This window comes from Limnochordia bacterium, assembly GCA_023230925.1.
In the GTDB taxonomy this organism is placed as follows: domain Bacteria; phylum Bacillota; class Limnochordia; order DUMW01; family DUMW01; genus JALNWK01.
Map to the genome: position 1 here is coordinate 1 of JALNWK010000036.1, position 20,731 is coordinate 20,731.

At 48.9% G+C, this 20,731-nt stretch carries 15 protein-coding genes; 14 read left to right on the forward strand and 1 reads right to left on the reverse strand.

Translation table 11 applies throughout. The features are described 5' to 3' along the window. The first annotated feature begins 169 nt into the window (after positions 1-169). From M0Q40_08915 to M0Q40_08950, 8 genes are all read left to right on the forward strand, one after another. Positions 170-991, forward strand: a complete 822-nt coding sequence (locus tag M0Q40_08915; protein ID MCK9222723.1) for a rod shape-determining protein — start codon at positions 170-172, stop codon at positions 989-991. A 351-nt stretch (positions 992-1,342) separates the two neighbouring features. Further along, positions 1,343-3,061 (forward strand): hypothetical protein, encoded by a 1,719-nt coding sequence (locus tag M0Q40_08920; GenBank protein MCK9222724.1) that lies wholly within the window; start codon positions 1,343-1,345, stop codon positions 3,059-3,061. A gap of 107 nt (positions 3,062-3,168) precedes the next feature. Beyond that, positions 3,169-4,833, forward strand: a complete 1,665-nt coding sequence (locus tag M0Q40_08925) for a BamA/TamA family outer membrane protein (GenBank protein MCK9222725.1) — start codon at positions 3,169-3,171, stop codon at positions 4,831-4,833. 53 nt (positions 4,834-4,886) lie between these two features. Further along, the gene (locus M0Q40_08930; protein MCK9222726.1) at positions 4,887-5,408 is read left to right on the forward strand and encodes an OmpH family outer membrane protein; all 522 of its coding nucleotides are present in this window, start codon (positions 4,887-4,889) and stop codon (positions 5,406-5,408) included. A gap of 54 nt (positions 5,409-5,462) precedes the next feature. Beyond that, complete coding sequence (gene lpxD, locus M0Q40_08935; protein MCK9222727.1) at positions 5,463-6,491, forward strand: UDP-3-O-(3-hydroxymyristoyl)glucosamine N-acyltransferase; 1,029 nt, start codon at positions 5,463-5,465, stop codon at positions 6,489-6,491. Between the two features lie 30 nt (positions 6,492-6,521). Next, a complete protein-coding gene (locus M0Q40_08940) occupies positions 6,522-7,142 on the forward strand; it encodes a YjbH domain-containing protein (GenBank protein MCK9222728.1) in 621 nt (206 codons plus the stop codon). A gap of 25 nt (positions 7,143-7,167) precedes the next feature. Then, positions 7,168-7,938 (forward strand): hypothetical protein, encoded by a 771-nt coding sequence (locus M0Q40_08945; protein ID MCK9222729.1) that lies wholly within the window; start codon positions 7,168-7,170, stop codon positions 7,936-7,938. A 156-nt stretch (positions 7,939-8,094) separates the two neighbouring features. Beyond that, positions 8,095-9,192: an LptF/LptG family permease gene (locus M0Q40_08950; GenBank protein MCK9222730.1), complete on the forward strand. Its 1,098-nt coding sequence runs from the start codon at positions 8,095-8,097 to the stop codon at positions 9,190-9,192. Here the strand turns inward: M0Q40_08950 and M0Q40_08955 are convergent. Next, complete coding sequence (locus tag M0Q40_08955) at positions 9,160-9,903, reverse strand: phosphatase PAP2 family protein (GenBank protein ID MCK9222731.1); 744 nt, start codon at positions 9,901-9,903, stop codon at positions 9,160-9,162. The genes M0Q40_08950 and M0Q40_08955 overlap by 33 nt on opposite strands. A gap of 669 nt (positions 9,904-10,572) precedes the next feature. Between M0Q40_08955 and M0Q40_08960 the strand changes: the two genes are divergently transcribed. The 6 genes from M0Q40_08960 (at position 10,573) to M0Q40_08985 (ending at position 20,655) form a co-directional block, all read left to right on the forward strand. Then, entirely contained in the window at positions 10,573-11,868 is a 1,296-nt protein-coding gene (locus tag M0Q40_08960) for a sulfatase (GenBank protein MCK9222732.1), read from the forward strand. A 382-nt stretch (positions 11,869-12,250) separates the two neighbouring features. After that, positions 12,251-13,717, forward strand: coding sequence for an ADP-ribosylglycohydrolase family protein (locus M0Q40_08965; GenBank protein ID MCK9222733.1), 1,467 nt, complete (start codon positions 12,251-12,253; stop codon positions 13,715-13,717). A 491-nt stretch (positions 13,718-14,208) separates the two neighbouring features. Then, entirely contained in the window at positions 14,209-16,434 is a 2,226-nt protein-coding gene (locus tag M0Q40_08970) for a hypothetical protein (GenBank protein MCK9222734.1), read from the forward strand. Positions 16,435-16,516: 82 nt separating this feature from the next. After that, the gene (locus tag M0Q40_08975) at positions 16,517-17,812 is read left to right on the forward strand and encodes an extracellular solute-binding protein (GenBank protein MCK9222735.1); all 1,296 of its coding nucleotides are present in this window, start codon (positions 16,517-16,519) and stop codon (positions 17,810-17,812) included. 138 nt (positions 17,813-17,950) lie between these two features. Further along, complete coding sequence (locus M0Q40_08980; GenBank protein MCK9222736.1) at positions 17,951-19,225, forward strand: extracellular solute-binding protein; 1,275 nt, start codon at positions 17,951-17,953, stop codon at positions 19,223-19,225. A 158-nt stretch (positions 19,226-19,383) separates the two neighbouring features. Then, the gene (locus M0Q40_08985) at positions 19,384-20,655 is read left to right on the forward strand and encodes an extracellular solute-binding protein (protein MCK9222737.1); all 1,272 of its coding nucleotides are present in this window, start codon (positions 19,384-19,386) and stop codon (positions 20,653-20,655) included. Positions 20,656-20,731 lie beyond the last annotated feature (76 nt).

Below are 20,731 nucleotides of genomic sequence, written 5' to 3' on the forward strand. Positions count from 1 at the left end.
AAATTCACATTAATCACCGGGATACTGCCATCATCTCTCACTTACTTTGACGGTATACCCCATCTGGAGCAGTCAACAAACTGGAAAATACCTTCTGTTTCGGAGGCTTGCCTGATTCGGGTTTAATATGATCGGTCGTACTCCAGCTAGTGTTAGGGTACTACAGCCCTTGCGTCAGGGAACAATGGCCGGTCATCGAATTTCCGAGCTGATCTTAAGATACTTGGTTGTACGGGTATGCGGACAACGACGTTTATTCCGACCCATCGCTTTTATATCAGTACCTCCAAAAATCACCACCGTGGAAGAGCGCGCGATTGCACAAGCTGCCTATAGTGCAGGGGCCAAGCAGGTGCATTTAGTTTCTGAGGCACTGCTCTCAGGCCTAGGTGCTGGTCTTGACATCACCCAGCCTCGGGGTCATCTTGTTGTAAATATTGGAGCAGGTACTACCGATGTGGCCGTGCTTTCAATGCATAATGAGGTGGTTAGTGAATCGGTAAGATTGGGTGGAGAAGATTTTACCCAGGCGATCATCCGCTATCTGCGAAGACAACGGAATCTGGTCGTTGGTGATCTGACAGCGGAGCAAGTCAAATTGAAGGTTGCCTCAGTGGTCCCAACCGACGGACAAATGGAGGTCAAGGGACAAGATTATGTCTTGGGACTTCCCAAACTAGAAAGGGTATCAGCTTTGGAGTTGCAGGGGGTTCTCCTTGAGTGTGTGGAGCCGATCATTGCTACTATTGTTCATGTCTTAGAGCAAACCCCACCGGAGTTATCTCGAGATATCTGGACCTCAGGTATGGTGTTGACCGGTGGAGGCGCTCTCTTACACGGATTGGCTGAGGTTCTAGAGCAAGCGACTGGTGTCTTTGTTCAGGTGGCCCCGGATCCGTTACTATGTGTGATCAACGGAATGCAGATCCTGATGACCGCGGGACAGTATTCATCGGGGTATGCCATATCAAGCGATCACACCGCAGGATGAGCAATCTAATTCCCTCCGTATTGTTCCCGAAACCCATGATGTTCAGCTCGAAAAGACATTCTTTATTGTTACGAGGAAATGACATTCATCCAACGACTTCAGTCGTTGGATGAATTGCTAAAGGATAGGGGGTAACGAAGCGCTGCAGGCCAGGGGCGACAATGCTCCAAACTAGGTTCGGCCATGGCATTGCTTGGTTAAAGGTTCTTTTGCTTTTCGAAGCTCAGTGAGGTAAGGATCATAAGGGAGCCTGACGCATCAGGAATTGGCGTTTTACTGCGGATCAGAGGGTATAAGGTGTCTAGGATCCCATCTCCTGCTTGAACCCATTCACAGATGGGAGTATGTTTAATGAAGAAGGTGATTGACCAGATGCGTGTGCAGCAGATTAGGGTCAGCTTAGTTGTTGCGTTGTTCTTGGCATCATTAATTCTAGTTATTCCCTTTGGAATGGACGCCGAGCCCCTTCCTCGCCTCGGAAGTATGAGGACAGTGTTGAAAGGTACTCAAATTGAGGAATTTCCGGTGGAAATCCTCGGTACCTTCGGTGAGGAGGATCTTGTCCTGATTAAGGTCTCTGAAGAATTGGCCCGGCGGTGTGGGGGAATTGCCGAGGGAATGAGTGGAAGTCCGGTCTATGAGGATGGAGAACTCATTGGGGCTTTGAGTTATGCACTTAACGATAGCTCAAACCGATACGCCTTAGTGACACCTATTGAGCGTATGCAAGAGATGCTAACACTACTTCCCACGAATGAATCGGTACAGCTCGATGAAAGTCAGCCGATAGAACCCATTATCTCTCCAATGCTTACCTATGGGTATACATCTCGAGCTGTGGGATTGTTAGAAAGACGATTCCCATTAAGGAGTTTGGGTGCCCTAAGCCAGGTTCAACAAGAAGATGTACCCGTTGGTGGTGCAATTGAGCCAGGTAGTGCCGTAGCGGTCCAGTTAGTCTATGGTGATGCACTAATACTGGCCGTTGGAACAATGACTTGGATCGACGATGAGCGGTTTCTTGCCTTTGGACATCCTTTTTATCATGCGGGTGATGTTGCCTTAACGCTTAGCCAGGCTGTAGTAGTTGAAACCGTCGATGCAGAACCGTTACCCTTCAAGCTGGCCTATCCGGCTCAAAGGATTGGTACTGTGCTCCAGGATCGCAGCGCGGGGATCGCGGGTACCATTGGTACACCACCTAGTTACACTGAGGTGTGCCTTGATGTTGCGGATATGTCCACCGGGAAAAAGGGTCGGTCCATGTTTCATGTAGTTCAGGATGAAAACATGATCATTTATCTATTAGGTACTAGTGCTCTTTCCTTGGTTGATCGTGCATTGGACCGGGTGGGTAGCGGTACCGCAATGGTCGACTTTTCGATTGAGTCTTCGGGACTGGTGCAACCCCTAAAACGTAGCAACTTACACTGGAGCTCTGATATTGGGACCAGTGTGCTCGGGGAGCTTTTGGAAGCTGTTTCTATGCTTGTGGAGAATGAGTTTCGGGCGATACAACTCGAACGAATCACTGCTAACATAATTGTCTGGGACACCCGTCAGACCGCGGCGGTGGTACAAGCGAACGCTAAGGAAACGTACTATCATCCCGGTGATGAAGTAGAAGTAGAGATAATTGTAAGGCCCTATCGGGATAATGCGCAGAAGTACGAGGTGGTACTAGAGGTTCCAGAGGATTGGCCCCTAGGGTCTGCCACGCTGATGGTGGAATCGGGTAGTGATATGTATTACTACATGGACTACTTGGACCTTACTAAGGAGATTGATTGGCATGAGGCTGTGCGGACAGCATCAACTGAAGAAAAGCCAGCCGACGCCGATAATCTGGATCTTCTAATTAGCAAGTTTACCGATAGACTCAGGAATGATCAAATCCAGGTTACACTGCTTAATCTAGAGAATGAGGATACCGTTAAGCAAACGATTGACCTACCCTATGTCGCTACCGGTAGTGCCTTATGTGACATTGAGTTCATCCTTGAGGAGGAATTGTCCCCCTTAGACGAGGAGCTCTTACAAACCCGACCAGAAGGGGAGGAAATTGTCTAACTCCGAGGGAAGGAATTACGCCGGGAAACGAGAATACAAGGAAGTAAGGTCACACCACCTATTTGTGATGTTGTTTGATTGCTGAAGGGGGCAACGAGGTGAAACGCATGAAACCAAAATGTATCATGATTACTATGTTGGCTTTCTTGCTTGTCCTAACTACTGCGGCAGTATCATTTGCTCAGGAGTCTGAACCTATCGTAAGAAAGATTACGATAACAGGGAATAAGCATGTTAGCACGGAGTTCATTGAAAAATTAATTACCAATACTAAGATTGGTCAGCCTGCTAACCGAGACAAACTGACCAAAGACTTAGATAGTATTGCCCAATCAGGCCCCATCTACTACGTATCAGTAGACAGCAAAGTCTATGAGGATGGCATAGAATTGATTTTCGAGATTACCGAGAATCCGGTAATCGACAAGGTTCAGATCCTTGGCCTAACCCAATTGAAACCAGAGAAGGTGCGCCAGTTTATCACTCAAAAAGAGGGTGCCGTACTGGATTCGCGCCGTCTGGATAATGATATTTGGTTGGCGGTCAGAAAAGTAGAAGATGAATATGGTTACATTATTTGGCCCCAGGACCTGCAACTACAAGATGGTGTTCTTCAGATCACCTATAAGGAAATGGTATACGGGGACATTGTTATCGAGGGAAATGAGAAAACAAAGGAAAAGGTGATTCGACGAGAATTACAGATGCACCCGGGTGATGTCATAGACTATGAGCGACTAGGGCAAAGCCTAGGGAAAATTATGATGCTCGGTTTCTTCGAAGAGGTAGAGCCGATTTTTGAGGAATCAGATGATCCTAGTGTTGTGAACCTCAGGATCAAGGTTACTGAACGCCAGACTGGATTGGCTTCTTTTGGAGCAGGATATAGCAAGGTTGATGGTTTGGTAGGGCTTATCCAGATTACGGACGGTAACTTCCGGGGTAGTGGTAATAAACTAGATGTGAAGTGGGAATTTGGTAAAACTAAAAGTTCCTATGACCTAGGTCTTGACTTTCCGTATCTAGGCGATACTCCCGCATCTTTTGGATTAAATGCATACAATCGCTCGGTAACCCGTGTCATCGATGGTGTATCAGTTGATGATCATCGCTTGGGGGGCGGAATTAGTCTTGGTCGACGTCTTGGTCTGTTTAGCCAAGCCTTTATGCGGGTAAAAATAGAGGATATTGATGTGGTCAGCGAAGACGACGCGCTAAATGAGACTAATAAGCTGCGTAGTCTGGCCTTCGTTGCCCAGACCGATTCCCGGAACCATCCTTTCTTCCCAAGTCAAGGATGGATGGGTTATGTTAGTGCGGAGATGGCCGGTTCCTTTATGGGCGGCGATCTGAATTTTACCACTTACCGAGGCAGCGCGAGCAAGTACCTGCAGATCGGACAGACCAATAAGCATACCGTTGCCCTGCGTTTGGAGGCTGGTATACAGACAGGTGATGTACCTACCTACGAGCGGTTCTATGTGGGTGGTACTGAGTCCGTAAGAGGTTATGACTATGGTCAGTTTAAAGGTGAGAAAATGGCTGTTGCCAATGCTGAGTACCGTCTAAAGCTGACAGACTCAATCCAGGGTATCGCCTTTGTGGATTTGGGGAATGCCTGGGATAAAGAACAGGCGGTTTCGTTGAAAGACCTGAAACTAGGTTATGGTGTTGGTGTACGCATTGATACCCCCATCGGAGTGATGGGTCTTGGCTATGGTATCGGTGAAGATGGTGGAAAAACGTATTTCACCATAGGTCAATCATTCTAACGTTCAATAGCAGGCGCACAGATGCGCCCGCTTAAGATATTAAGGAGATGCATATGAAAACGCGACATAAGAACTATGTAATCGTTACAGCAGTTTTGGCACTAATGGTTGGTCTAGTAATGGCAGCGGGACAGCGGGGTGTCCTGCGGGCAACTCAGCAAAGCACCATAGGTTATGTAGATGTGGAGTATCTATACTTTGCCTATCTCCAGCCAGCAATTGGACAGCGATTGGTTGACGCGGGCTTAGACGAGACGCTCCAGACTGAATTGGAGAAGTTTCAGGTTGAACTAGATAAGGAATTAGCTGAGCTTGAAAAAGATCAAGGTTTATCTGAGACCGCTAGACTTCGCTTAGCCCAGGCAATTCAGGCGGAGTATCAGCAGCAACTAGATGCTAACCAGCGTGCCATGTGTGCTGAGGTTGAGGAAAAGGCCTATGGTGAACTGATCGAGGCAATTCATCAGGTGGCAGTTAACGAGAAAGTAGATTTGGTCCTTAACGGCCAGATTGTGTTAGTGGGTGGAGTTGATCTTACCCAGCAGGTCCTGAACGAGTTAGGCATTGGTCAGTAATCGAGTATTTGGATTTCAGTGTTTGGAACTTGACTATGGCGGAGGTGAGCACCAATGGGCAAGGGGTATAGTCTAGGTGAGCTTGCTCAGCTGGTGTCTGGAACCTTATGTGGTGATCCTAGCCTACACATTGCTGGTATTAAGGGTTACCAAAATGCTGGACCGGAGGATATTACCTTTGCCGCCGATGCTAGAATGTTGGTCAAAGTTATTGACTCCCGTGCAAGGGCTTTAGTGATTCCCGCAGACTGTGAGGCGGAAAAACCACACATCAAGGTGGGTAACCCGAGGCTTGCATTTGCGAAGCTTCTTCATGCCTTTGCGCCCAAGTATGATCGAACCCTCGGGACCCATCCTACAGCGGTGTTAGGCCCAGGAGTGGAACTTGGAGCAGGATGTAGTATCGGCGCCCATGCGGTCATTGAAGCAGGGGCAAGGCTTGGGGATAACGTCATGATTTACCCCGGCGTATATATTGGCCCTGATGTGCAGATCGGTGATGATTGTGTTATTTATGCTAACGCAGTTGTTGAAACGGGGTGCATTTTGGGCACAAGGGTGTTCATTCATGCGGGAACGGTAATCGGTAGCGATGGGTTTGGTTACGTATCGGATCAGTCGGGGCATGTTAAGGTTCCTCAAATAGGTAATGTTGTTATCGGTGATGATGTGGAAATCGGAGCAAATGTGACTATTGATCGGGCTACCTGTGATAGTACAGTGATCGGGCGGGGAACGAAGATCGACAATCTAGTCCAAATAGGGCACAATGTCGAGGTTGGGGAGAACTGCTTGATTGTTGCTATGGCCGGAGTATCCGGAAGCAGTGTGATTGGGGATGGTTCGATCATTGCCGGGCAAGCCGGTGTGGTCGGGCATCTACGTATTGGTCCTGGAAGTCGTGTCTTAGCGCGAGGCATGGTTACCAATGATCTACCCCCTGGCTCGGTTGTATCAGGGGCCCCAGCCCGTGCCCATCAAGAAGAACTACGCATCAAAGCCGCTAGTCGCAGATTGCCAGAGCTGGCAACGACAATAAGAGACCTTAAGCGTCGGCTTGAAGAGATTGAGAAGACACTGTAATAGCGGCAGGTTTACAGAGGAGAGGATAGTTTGCTACGAAGAAATTCAATCATTGGCGTGTTCCTAGCTTTTGTGATTGTTATATTTACTACGGTAACTTCTGCAAGTGGTGTGCTAGTCAACGTACCCACCGCAGACCTAACGAAGGACGGGCGATTGACCTTCGGATTTAGGGATATTGGGAAGGTTGGGATCGCAGAGGTATCTTGGGGAGTATCCCCTGATGTGGCTGCTGCGGTGTCTATTATCAAGAAAGGAGCCAATCCCGAGACGTTCAATGCGGGCGTGAAAGTAAAGCTTGTGGGAGAAGCACAGGAATACCCCGCCTTGAGTTTTGGCCTAAGCCGGGAGAGCATGTACTTGGTTGCGAGTAAGTCCTTAGGCCTTCGAGCCCCAAGAATTCATGCAGGGATTGGGCAAGGACGTGTCAACGGTGTATTTGCAGGACTGTCCTACGTAGTTAACCCGGTTACTATCTCTTCGGGAGATAAGTCCTTATCTGTTCCGGTAGCGATGGTCATGGGGGAATATGATGGGAGAAGCTTGAATGCCGGAGTGAGGCTTGTGTTTTCCCCTCGCTTTGATCTAGACGTGTATCTAGTTGGTATGGAGGAACTAGGCTGGGGTTTGAAGTTCAACACTCAGTTCTAACTAGATGGAAAGGAGTTGGCCTGGATTGCGCAGGACATTGGTTGTGGGGCTTACATGTGTTGTTGTCATTTTAATGACTGGCGCGGGCATGGCTGTTCGTCCACAGAACCCAGCCCATATTATGGAAGTTAAGGACAAAACGCTCAGAGCTTCTTATGTAGGCGCTGCCGATGTCTGCTACCAGGCTGGCTTCTTTCAGCCCGCTGGGGAGCGATACGTGAGCGGGTTTGGCATGTTGCGAAGCTTGAAGCTAGTTCGTGATATAGAAGACGATCTTGATCATGAGGAGATTATGTTCCACTTGGCATACCAAAAGGCGACCCAACTGACGGATCAATTGGCACTGGGGATCAACCTTAGTTACAAAAACCGTTGGCTTGACCAACGACAATTGTCTAGTCTATGGGGAATTGATGTGGGAGGGACCTTAGCTGTTGAACCGGATGCCGCCTTAGGTATTACCATAGAAAACATTGTAGTATTTGGTGAGGTCTCCCAAAGACCTCTTCTGGTAGGTGTTGAATGGACACAGTTGTTGTCGGAACGGGTGTATGTGACCCTAGGGGTAACGGATCTGCTAAACCGGCAGAAGGAGAAGAATTTGTGGGGTGAACTAGAGTGGAGTCTGGCCCCAAGCCTTAAACTAAGGACCGGAGGAATGCACGGTTTGATTATTCCAAGGAATGGCTACGATGTATCCCTTCTTGCCGATCTTGGGAAATGGGATCTTGGCCTAGGGTATATCCATGATGGCAAGGAAGCGGGTTTAATGGTCGAATTCGGGATGCCGTTTTAGGAGAAGCCGTGGGTGATCGCTTTTGGTCCTACGCCATACTTGCATGGAAGAATTCGAAATATTAGGGTATAGTCATACTAGAGTCAGTGATCAGCCTTGCATTTGTGGGACGGTTGTAAGGACCTTCATGTTGGTCATTAGAGGGGAAATAGAAAGTTGCAGAGGAAGCCAGTTAGGGTTACCACACTTGATCGGTATGTTGTGAGGGAGTTTCTAGGACCCTTTTTCTTATGTATAGCCGCCTTCACATTGATGTTGATTAGTCAGTTGTTGTTTGAGATGAGTGATCTGATTTTCATCAAACGGGTCCCTGTGGGTGAAGTGGCTAAGATGGTGTTCTACAAGCTGCCCCATTTGTTTGTGATGAGCTTTCCTGTGGCAGCTTTGTATGGCTGTTTGGCTTCTTTGGGGCGACTAGTTAAGGATAATGAGATAACGGTAGTCAGAAGTTTCGGAGTACGTTTCACCCGGTTTATCATACCGGTTCTTGTTTTGGGTTTGCTGGTGGCGGGATTGACTTATCAGACTAATGAACGTGTAGTACCTTGGGCTAATCAGAAGTTTCAGACCATGTGGCGACAGGTGGTTCTGAAAGAGGATGTACCTCGGGTGCAGCAGAATCTTTTTTTCAAAGGCCAGGATAGCCAGTTTTTCTACATCCGCCGCGTCGACCCAAACAGACAATCCTTTCAGGATATACTGATCTACCAGCTTCCTCGAACGGGATTTCCTTCGATTATTAGTGCCCGCGAGGGCAGATATGAGGAAAACGTCTGGACTCTCATCGATGGGGTGAGTACCGAACTGGATCGGGGAGGACTTGTCGTAAGTGAGCGTAAGTTTACCGAATTAGAGATTGTCACCGCGGAACCTGCGGATCTTTATCTAAGTGGTTATAAGACCTCTGATGAGATGAGCAGAAAGGAACTGGCAGAACATATTACCCGGTTTCAGAAAAGTGGTTTGCAGGTTCGCTCATTTGTGGTGGATTACCATATGAAGTTGTCGCTTCCCCTCTCATCATTTCTTTTTGTGTTCATGGCGGCCCCTTTGAGTCTTTTCTCCGCCCGGGGTGGCAAGGCCTTTGGTGTTGTAGCAAGTGTGGCCATGGCCTTTGTTTACTATATCTTATCTGCAGTCAGTCGCTCCTTAGGGGCTAATGAATTCCTTCCAGAACTGATGGCAGCTTGGTTACCCAACTGTGTTTTTGCCGCTTGTGGCCTAGCGCTGCTGCTCTGGGCTGAGCGCAGGTGACTGGTTTTGTTCTAACACATGCTTTGCCCACAGGACACCGAGAAAAGCCCCTGCCGCAACATTGCTTGGCCAATGTTTACCAAGAACAACCCGGGAGACGCCAACAAGACTAGCAGCGGTGTAAAGCATTGTCCTATACTTTGGATAACGATCGGATAGCACCGTGGCTAAGGTAAAGGCAATGGCAGTGTGTCCAGAGGGCATTGCTGCGTAGTCATCATCAAAGCATGGCCCTACGAATACCGAAGAAGGGCCTACATTCGGGCGAGACATCCCCAAAGCAGACTTGAGAATTAGGGTGTTCAGGCCTGTGAATACCAGTGCTCGAGTCGCTAGCTTAGTTGTAATTGGATCCGCCTTATACAATAAGCAAGTTAGCGCAAATAGACTTGGTGTTTCTACGAGGAAACTGAATTCCCTTGCGGCTTGGAATAGGTGGTCTTGTACTGGTTTGGTTGCACTGTAGAGTGGTTCATCTAGCGCGAGAAGGGTTGCCACGGTACCAATGCCAACGGCCAATCGTCGCTCTGTGATTGGAATAGGTTCAGAGTAAAGCTGGGTAATGTGCGTTAACTCGCTGCTTAGAACCGAGCTGGCGGTAGCAACATTATTTACGGGTAATAGGCATAGGGTCATGAGCAGACATAGGGGAGTTATGAGCCTTCTCATGAGTATGTTGCCAGCTGGCAGATCATGTCTCTTCTTCCCCATCAATCCCACTCCTTAAGCTCGACAATAGACAACAATAAATACAAACACCACCTGATAGGTATTAGCCCTTGGTGGATACTAGTCTTCACTCCCTGCAAATCAATGGGACATCGGTTCTGCCGTTGAAAGCCATGGCGATGGTATCACAGCGTACAATACTTGATACAGTCAAAACTATACCTACTGGAGATCCCATCAAGCACCAACATAGCCGGGGCAAGACTCTATGTATTTCCTTGATTCGAGAGACAAGGCACCGATTCCTTTTGGTAGGAAGTGTCCTTGAGGTCCCTCCCTTGGTAGAGCATTTAGAAGGAAGACCATTCAAGGCATTTTGATATTACCTTGGATGAGACAGCCATATCCGTTGCCGCTACATGGAGTCGTTTCTCTTATTGATGGAAGTATGCCGTCATCGGAATCTACTTGACTAATACCGGCAGCTGGGGTAAAGTTAACTTAAAACAAAAGATGGAAAAAGTGATTCTTAACTCACCTGTAAAGCGCGGAGCGTCCGGTAACCTTTGGTATTAATCTCTGAAGATAATGCAACTGCTGGAAGATGTAGGTCGGCCATGTAACGACTGAAGTAATTCAAGGTCTCTTCTACATATTGTACGTTTGTTCTGTGGGGATAAGACACAGTGTCTATTGAAGGGATGATAGGCTATGCAAAAACCCAATATTGTTATGGTGATTACCCATGATACCGGACAGCATTTGGGCTGCTACGGAGCCTCAGTGAAGACCCCGTATCTGAATCAGCTAGCTAGGTCGGGCGCGAAATTTGAGAATTACTTTTGCACAGCACCCCAGTGTTCTCCTAGTCGCAGTAGCATTATCACTGCCAGATACCCCCACCAGAACGGTATGATGGGCCTTGCCCACAGGGGCTGGGAACTTCACCCGGGAGAGATGCCATTACCTATGTTGCTGAATAGCGCGGGATATGAAACCTATTTGTTCGGTGTTCAGCATGAAAGCTCTGATCCTCGCCGTCTTGGCTATAGGCAGATCGACTGCTCGCAACGAAGCGCCTTTGCAGTAACTGAAAAAGTCGTCGAGTTCCTCAATACATCCCCCCGAGAACCATTCTTTCTGAACATTGGATTCATTGAAACCCACCGTCCCTTTGGAGGAACCGGATATGATAATGATCCACCGGGGAATATCGATGTTCCTCCATATCTACCGGATACTGATGCAATTCGGCGGGACCTATCTGGTCTGCATGGAATGGTTAAGGCTGTAGATCAAGCGGTGGGGCAGATTGACCGTAGTCTACAGGAGAATAACCTGACGGAGAACACCATCTTCATCTTTACCACCGACCATGGGATCGCCATGCCAAAGGCTAAAGGAACGTTGTATGACCCAGGTACGAAGACGGCACTATTAGTGCGCTGGCCTAATGGTTTTGAGGGCGGCAAAACTTACGATCAGTTACTAAGCAACATCGACTTAATGCCTACACTGCTGGAAGCAGCTGAAGCTTGGACTCCAGAAGGTCTTCCCGGGAGAAGTTTCTTGAGTTTGTTACAGGGGCGAGACTATCAACCAAGGGAGCTCATTTTTACCGAACTGACTTGGCATGATCGTTACGCTCCCACGCGAGCAGTCCGTACCAACAGATTCAAGTATATCCGTAACTGGGGGCACCAACCAAAAGTTTTTGTTCCGGGTGACATAATCCGAGGACTTCTCCATGAACCTGTAATTGATGAGTATTACCAAAGCATGCGTCCGGCAGAAGAGCTATATGATCTGAAGCATGACCCTCATGAGCAAAGCAATCTGGCTACCGATGCACAATACAGGCGGATCCTAGGTGAACTGAATGATATATTGAATGAATGGATGGTGAGTACCGAGGATCCATTGTTGGTTGGTCCGGTACGAAAAAGACAAGAGGATGGGGATGATCTTTGGCAGGTAGAGGGTCTCCGGGATGTACCAGTTGTATGAGTTGGGATTACCGTTATGGTCAGCCTGGGATTAACAAGCACTGTAGAGAGGATAGCCAGTGCTTCGCTACGATGACGGCAATGTTGGTTGTTTTCCCCATACGCTGATCGGATCTATCCCTCGGGGGCTAAGGCGGTCTGTTGTCTCTCCAACGACCGGAGGGCTATGTTTGTTTGATGGCACTTGGAGGACAGGTCTGTAGACAAACTGGTTACCCGTGAGGTGAACGATAACCAAATTTTTGTAGCCAGTGCCATACAGGAGCAATGTAGTTAAGACCGAGGTAGTGCCGTCGTGCGGCAATTACCCCTGTAATGGGCATCTAGGGTTTGGACGGAGTCAGTGGAAGCAGACTGATTATATTGTACAAGGAGGGATTTTGTTGATTGAACTAGGAAGGGAATCGTACAGGGATAAGGTGTATGCGTGCTGGTTGGGTAAAAACATAGGCGGTACCTTGGGAACGCCCTATGAGGGTCAAAAACATGCTCACGCACTAAGTTATTACGATCCAATTCCTGAAAAAGCGGCTGCCAATGATGACCTTGACCTGCAGCTTGTCTGGCTCCAACTGCTTGAGGATCGAGGTATAGATCTCAGTTTACAGGATCTTGCCGAATACTGGATGAAGTATCTTCCCGCCTATCCATGGAATGAATATGGATATTGCATGCGCAATCTTGAACGGGGCCTAAGACCGCCTATTTCCGGCTGCTTCGAGAACTACTGGGTAGACGATATGGGCGCGCCCATTCGAAGCGAGATCTGGGCATGTATTGCACCGGGTGATCCACAACGAGCCGCGGCGATGGCCTGGAAAGATGCCACGTTAGACCACGCCGGTGGTGAAGGAGTGTATGGCGAGATGTTTTGGGCCGCTGTGGAGAGTGCGGCTTTTGTCCTGGATGACCCCATTGAACTGATCCGTATAGGTCTACGCATGATTCCAATTTCCTGTGGCATATCCCGTGTCATCCGTGAAGCTATTTGGTGTTGGCAAAACAACGTTAAGTGGGGCCGGGCCCGTCAGCGCATACAAACACACTTCGGGATTGACATGCCCTGTAACGCCATTAACAACCATGGTTTTACCGTCCTTGGATGGCTCTATGGGACCACCTTTGGTGAGAGACTATGCGCTGCGGTAAACTGTGGCTATGATACGGATTGCACCGGTGCTACCCTTGGTGCTTTGCTTGGTATTATCGGCGGAACCGCTGGGATTCCTGAGGAATGGCGCCGCCCTATTGGGGAAGAGATTGTGCTTTACCCTTATACGGGTAACATCGACGCTCCCAAAACCATATCTGAACTTACAAACCGGACGGTAAGAATCGCGGAAAAGCTCATTGGGTATCGTTCGGACGCGGTGAGGTTTGGAGAAAATACCAATCTTCCGGAACACTTCCGTTCCCTGTTATACCGCAACGAGTTGGCACGGCAAGTACTAACCCAGGACGTTCACTCGGCGGTATCGGTATTGGGGGATCTTGAGGTGTGCTTTGGCTATGGAGGGGATCCGGTGATTTACCCGGGTATAGAGTCAGTGATAGAAGTCTCGGTCACAAAGGGGGAAAAAGCGGAGGATTGTACGATTGAGTTGATCCTGCCTTTCCAATGGCGCTCACGCCCCATATCCTCATCCATCGGTCGTAGTGTATGGGGAATAACCGCGGAGCAAGTGAATGACACCAATACTATTAGCGTGCTTGTCAAGCAGGCCGGGGAAACACGGGAAGGACGTTTTGTCATCCTAGGTCCCGGTGAAGCAAAGGGGGCTCCGGCAGGTGGCGGAGTCGACAAATGTCCCAAGTGCTGGGCCCGGCTCAATAGTTGCATCTGTAAGTGATCTACAACAGGGGTTATAACGGGTGGGGGCAGGCCGATGCTTGGGAAAGCCTTGTTTACCACCAGAGATGCGGGTCGTGTTTTTCCCCTAACTCGGTGCTGCCTCAAACCCTTTGGGTTGAAACGATGGTGCGGAGAAGGCCCAGCGTTCTTTGGTAACGGCAACTAAGAAGGCCTGCTCAATTTCTGACGCATCTTCACTTCAGCAATATTTCTAATTGGGTGTTCGTTAGGTCTTGACCTAGAAATGGATCTGCAGTAAAATATAATTAACTTATAACGGAATTTGTAAAAAGGTCTTGACGTCACAGTCTTGACGTTAGGACCTATGGGCCTGAAAGCGTTAGAATGACACGGTGACGGTGGTATCTGTGATATGTCTTGTTCCGTACGCAACTTGAGATAAGGCAGATATTGGTTAAAGTCACCAATTATACCACCTTGATATATCCTTACCGGTAACGGGAAATTGTACATAGTGGGGTGCATAGTATGAGCGAATCCTATCATTGGGGGCACATCCTTATTGCTGGACTTCTTCTTGTATTGGGAACACTGCATATTTGCCATGCGGAAGCAACTACAACACAACAGCGTGTGGTGGTGGATTACTCCGAGGAACGCGGCCCGGTAACGCATGGGGCATCTGGGTTTCTTCACGGAATCAGTGCAGACCATCCGGTGATGCCACTGGTGGATCCGCTTACGGTTAGGCTTGTCAGAGGGGCACCCTATCATCCCTACCTGACCTCGTATTTTGAACCGAAGAATCTTAAGTTCATTGAGAAGATTGGTGGAGTGCTGCAAATAGGTGTTCATCACACCGTCCTAGAGCATAACCGCGACTTATCAAGGGGCTACATTTCTGCATACCGGGGAAAGGAGTATTGGCCGGGTGACTACGGCGATTGGGATACCTGGGAACAACTGGTCAAGGATGTCGTAGAAGAAGCTGATACCCGCGGGATTCCCTGCATCTGGGAGATACTAAACGAACCGGACTATGATGTCTTCTGGCCGCGCTCTGTAGAGCAGTACTACGAAGCTTACAAAAGAGCCTATATGGTTATCAAGTCCGTACAGCCCGACGCCGTTATTACGGGTCCTAATGCGGCTGTTTTCGACTTCGGGTGGTTAACCAGGTTTCTCACATTTGCCAAGGAAAACCAAGTCCTTCCGGATATCCTAGTTTGGCACGAACTAGTGTATGACAATGGAAGGCATATCGCTGGTCGGGCAACGATGATTAGACAATGGATGCAAGATAACCAGATTCCCATAGGAAGGATCTGGATCGATGAGTATATGGGGATGCATATTCACAACTATCCGGGTAATTGTGTCAGCTACATAGCCGGTCTCGAACGGGCTAGGATTGAGCTAGCGGCCCGGGGTTGTTTTGTAGAATCATGGGATCCAAAGGGAATGACGGGACTAAGCGTCAAAGGTGAAAAACCTACATCCGCATGGTGGGTGTATAAAGGTTATTCTGATCTTGCGGGAAGGTTAGTCGATTTCAGATCGTCTGGTACCATCGACGGAATTGCCGGGTATAATTCTGACGCTGCGGAGTCCGTTATACTTGTTGGCAACTACAGTGCTGACGGAGCCTATGATGTCAAGTTAGTTCTCAAGAATCTCAACAGCGCCCCGGACCTGCTTACATCAACAGGTAGTGTCTACATAGAAGCAGAGTACGTCCCTAATACTGGGGAACGCCCCTTGGAGAAGCCTAGTTATGCGTTGGTGGTTAAGGCTACGGTCGCGGATGGCCAGGCGGAAGTGATGCTACCGAATATGGAGTCTCATAGTGCATATATCGTTAAGGTCTTGCCCCAGCCAAGGATAGGTGGGTTTGAACCAGATCAGCCATATTACTTAGTGGACTTTGTGGCTGAGGTTACGAAGCGGGGGGCTATCGTATCCCTCCCAAACATTGATACGGGTGGTAGATATGTTTTGTCGTTGTTAGAGACTATACACCCTAGTATACAGATTACTACTCCCACGTCTGAGACAGCCGCGAGCGGCATGATGTACCTGCAAGCTAAGGTTGAGCTCTTCGACCAGCTTCTCGAAGGCTTAGTAATTATGGTTGATGGAACCACAATTGCGGTACTGGAGCAATGGCCCGGAGCGTTTTCCTTGGATACGAATCTGCTATCCGATGGGCAGCACACATTGGAGATGATTGGGACGTTGAAGGATGGGTCGGTCCTCAAGGACCAGGTCGTGTTTACCGTAGATAACCGATGGATTTTCCAGGAGGGTTTTGTAAGTTTGTCCTCCGCGGCCGCAAACCTTTTCGGTTTGAGACCGTTCAAGACAGAAGAGATGTCTCAAGGGTGGGAGCCTTGTAGTGAACAGTCGGACGACTTCTTCGGGGACAGACATCGTTTACGATGCAAAGGAGGTGGCAACTACCTGATTTGGCCGTTACCGAATCTTGGAAGACTAGATGCGTCCATCCAGTTTTATATCCAGTCTAATATCTCGCCCCAGGTTTTGAAAGCCTTTGTGTCGACGGATAAAGAGCATTGGAGTCACATACCCTGTGAGATCACCACTACGTCCCACAGTCAGTCAGAGTGGCTACTGGTAGACATGCACGGCGTTTGGCAAGGTGAGCGGGCTTGTTGGTTTCGGTTAGAAGTCGGGGAAGATGTAGGTATTGATCAGTTACAGCTTGGTAATCTAGTACTCATCGGCAATCAATAACCGAAGACTACGCCGATGCAAAGAGTATCGTGGGACGTTGGAAGGCAACACAAGTACATATGAGAAAGAGGAGGAGCGTAATGTGAAAAGGGACCTTTCATGGTTCAAACTATGTTTGGGGTTGCTGTGTTCATTCGTGTTGGGTACCTCATCCTTAGTTTCGGCAGCAGCAAGGATCCAATTTGTGAGTTCAGACTACTTTTCCCAAGAAGGACTGGCTGTGATGCAGTGGGCAGTGGATGAGTTCAATAAACGAAACCCGGATATTGAGGTTGAATGGACCAACAAGCCCGGGGGCTACCATGAGTATCTGGTGGCAAGCTCTGCAGCAGGTAATCCTCCGGATGTGTTTTACGTTCGTCCTGGTACTGATGCTTATCTGTACCTCAGCGGACTTATTAAGGCTCTCGATCCGTTCATAGAACGGGACCAAGAGGAGCTAAACCCTGAAGATTTTCTGGAGGCACAAGTAGGAGAGCTCAAGTTCGATGGTAAGTGGTGGTGTATACCCGCTAACCTTTCCACCTTAATGATCCGCTACAATAAAGTAATCTTTGCGGAGGCAGGAATCGCTGAGCCCGGCGCGGATTGGGACTGGGATGATGTCTTAGAGACATCGACTAAGTTGACTAAGACTGATCCAGGCAGTGGTGTCCCGACATTCTGGGGCTTTGGTAATATGGCCTGGTTTTTGCTAAATAGCTTCTCCGAAGGAATCATCATGAGTTTCGATGGCCAGTTGCTTACAGATGATGGGCTCGAGTCCCATGCCAACTCCCCGGGGACTGTAGCAGCACTGACATTTTTGAACGAAATGGGTCAGCGCTCGGCGTTTCCCATGCCCGGTTCCGGCGGAGATCCCTGGGCTGTCTATGGTCAGACGAAAGCGGCGATGACCATGGGGGGATCATGGGAGCTATCCGGATGGGGTATTACAGTGGAAGACAAACAGGCTGAGGATGTAACGATGCTACCCATGGGCCCTGCTGGTAAGAGGGTTGTGACGGCTACCGGTGGCGCGTGGGCCATGTCGTCGATCTCGAAGCACCCTGAGGAAGCGTGGCGTTTCCTAAAGTGGCTGGTATCTCCGGAAGTTCTAGAGAGACAACTACTGGTTCTTCATAGTAGTTTTCCGCCTAGACAAAGTCTGCTTCCGGCATGGATCGATGGTCTTGCGGCCCGGATCCCAGGCGCCTATACCATGGCAGAACAGTTGGTTGTGAGTGGAAAGCCTCTATCACCACGCTTGTTTTCCATCGATTCGGTGCTCCCCGGGTATTTCTGGCCAGTTGCCCAGGGTACACTCTCACCACAAGAAGCGGCGTTAAGGATGGAAGAGGACCTCAATCGTGCCATTGCCGAGGCATTAAAGGAATAAGGGTCAGTATAGTGGGCGCCCTATTAGACTAAAAAGACCCAGTTGTCGGGTTGGCGAAGTTCGGTTGATGCTTCATTTGGCCTACCGGCGGTGCTAATGGTGTAACATGTGATCACGTAAATAAGGAGGAAGAGAGTCTTGAAGACTACTCGGCATCACAGTTTGGTATTTGTTTGTTTGCTCACAATGCTGTTCATGTCATTCAGTGTTGAAGGAGCGAAAATCAAGATCACTCATGCCCACGATGTCTCTCATCAACAAGAGTGGACGGCGTGGCTACAGGAAGCAAAGATCAAGTTTGAGGCACAGTATCCGGATATTGAGATTGAGCTTCTCCGCCAATCACGGGCCGAACAGTTGGAGAAGCTGGTTCTGCTTTACGGAACTGAGGAATGTCCTGATGTGATTGAGGTATTTCCAACAGGACACTACAGCCTTGCTGAGGCAGGAATGTTTGCGGACTTGAACGATTTCGTCGCTTCTGATCCTGATGTCCTTTGGGAGGATTTCTTTCCCGTTTCTGTAGAGGCTGCCACTGTAGTCACAGGGAAACATACTGGTGAACGATGGATGTTGCCAGTGTCTTTGTGGGTGATCGGCGCAGCTTTCAACGATACACATTTTGACGAAAGTGGCGTATTGCCACCATCGAGATACAATTACACTTGGACTTGGGACGATTTTGCTGAAGTCTCCAAGAAATTACTTAAGCTGGATTCTAGTGGTACGGTAACTCGGTATGGGGGAAGCTTCAACCATTGGGATGTCTGGGTTCATAATGCTGGAGGCTTTATCTATGATCGTTACGTAATGCCATCGCAGATAACTGTAGATTCGGAGCCAGTACGGACGACTCTGGGTTTCCTCCAGGACCTATATACTAATCAAGGTATCATCACTCAACAGGGCTGGCCTGAGAACTTTGCGCGGGAACAAGTGTCGATATTTCTTCAGGCTGGTCCTACGGTCCGGTCGATTCTGCAGCGGATAGGTGTTAACTGGGAATGGTCCTACGGGACTAATCCGAAACTGGTACGGGCCGGCAGTGAAAACCTGGCAATTGGCATGGCGATTAGCTCCACTAGCCTGGAGAGTGAGGCTGCTTGGTTGTGGGTTAAGTTCCTTGCCACAGAAGCGATCCAGGAGAATATGCTGGTAACTGGCCGTCCCGGCGCCTACAAACCGGCGATTATGGAGTGCCCAGCATTTCTGGAGGAGCCAATGGAGTATGTGTGGATTGAGCTATTATCCTCCCCGGACTGTTTTAACCGTCCTGTAGTTGATGGGCAAGTTGCGAATGCGATTCATGCTCAAATAAATGCTGTGCTGAGTGGCCAACAAGCGCTAGATGTTGGAATTGCTAAGGCTCAAGAGCATGCGAGCAATCTTCTGGAGAGTCTCGTAGGGAAATAGCTGGAACTTGAGCCGTAGATTAGAGTGTAGTCTTGCCGTTTGGATGGACACAAGCCGAGGCACTAGAAGGAGGTAGTAACAGTTAGACTTTAGGCTTAAAGGCGCAATGGAAGGCTACCAAGTACAAAAAGCTGCTTAGCTTGAAAGGGGATACGGGAATGTTTAATAGACGTTGGAGTTGCTGTTTGATCATTTGCCTGGTTTTGGCTATGTCGATGGTGGGGGAAGCGGCAAAGGTGAAAATCCGTCACGCCCATGATGTCTATCACCAGCAGGACTGGACCAACTGGTTACTGGCAGCGAAACAGAAGTTTGAAGCGCAGAATCCGGATATTGAGGTAGAGATTCTGGTTCAAGGACGGAACGAACAGCTGGAGAAGTTGATTCTTCTCTACGGGACCGATGAAGGACCTGATGTAATCGAGACATTTCCCTCTCAGCACTACAATCTTGCCTTAGCGGGCATGTTTGCGGATCTAGATTCATACATGGATAACGATCAAATGCTATCTTGGGATGAGTTCTTCCCTGTCTCAGTGGATGCCGCCACTATTATCCATGGAGAGCGGGCTGGAGAGCGGTGGATGTTACCCCTATCTCTATGGATTATTGGTGCAGCTTTCAATGATACCCATTTTGATGAGAGTGGCGTGTTGGTTCCTTCCCAATATAATTACACTTGGACTTGGGACGATTTCGCTGATATTGCTAAGAAGATGATTAAAGTTGATGCCAGTGGTAATGTGACAAGATACGGTTGCACCTTTTCGTCCTGGCAGACGTGGGTGCACAATGCCGGGGGATTTATGTACTACCCGTACACAAACCCCACTGAGATTACGATGAACACTGAGCCGGTAAGGAAAGCACTTGATTTTCTACAAAACGTGCACGGTGTTGAGAAGACTGTCGGTCACTTTCCGTACCCGGAGAACTTTACCAGACAAGAAGCTTCGGTTTTCCTGCATGCGGGTCCTTCCATTACACCAATCCTGCGCAGGAGTAACGTTAACTGGGAATGGTCCTATGGACCAAATCCTAAGCTCGAACGAGCAGGTAGCGAGAACTTAACAATCGGTGTTGCCATGAGCTCAGCTTCCACAAAACAGGACGCAGCGTGGCGTTGGATGAAGTTTCTCGCCACGGAGGCAGCTAGTGATCATATCATGATTACCGGGCGTCCTACCGCCTGGCAACCGGGAGTCGAGGATTACCAAGCTTACTTCCCCCAGGCCTCTGCTTGGGAGTATGTGTGGATTGAGCTTTTGGCGAGCCCGGATAGTTATAACCGCCCCGTTGTTAATTCAGATATTGCTCGGGTGATTAACGATCACGTCTGGGCAGTGATCCGCGGGGAAGAAGCGACGGAAGTCGGAATGGCTAAAGCCCAGGAACAGGCCACTGGTATTCTAAAGGCGATGAATCAATAGGAGTTTTGACCGGGTTACCCCGGTCAAAACCCAAACAACTTCAAGGATGAATGTACTAAGTGCTTGGGGCTAGCAT

Coding starts and splice junctions, on each gene's coding strand:
- M0Q40_08920 (MCK9222724.1), top strand. CDS start 1,343: ATGAAGAAGGTGATTGACCAGATGCGTGTGCAGCAGATTAGGGTCAGC.
- M0Q40_08925 (MCK9222725.1), top strand. CDS start 3,169: ATGAAACCAAAATGTATCATGATTACTATGTTGGCTTTCTTGCTTGTC.
- M0Q40_08930 (MCK9222726.1), top strand. CDS start 4,887: ATGAAAACGCGACATAAGAACTATGTAATCGTTACAGCAGTTTTGGCA.
- lpxD (MCK9222727.1), top strand. CDS start 5,463: ATGGGCAAGGGGTATAGTCTAGGTGAGCTTGCTCAGCTGGTGTCTGGA.
- M0Q40_08955 (MCK9222731.1), bottom strand. CDS start 9,903: ATGGGGAAGAAGAGACATGATCTGCCAGCTGGCAACATACTCATGAGA.
- M0Q40_08960 (MCK9222732.1), top strand. CDS start 10,573: ATGCAAAAACCCAATATTGTTATGGTGATTACCCATGATACCGGACAG.
- M0Q40_08970 (MCK9222734.1), top strand. CDS start 14,209: ATGAGCGAATCCTATCATTGGGGGCACATCCTTATTGCTGGACTTCTT.
- M0Q40_08985 (MCK9222737.1), top strand. CDS start 19,384: ATGTTTAATAGACGTTGGAGTTGCTGTTTGATCATTTGCCTGGTTTTG.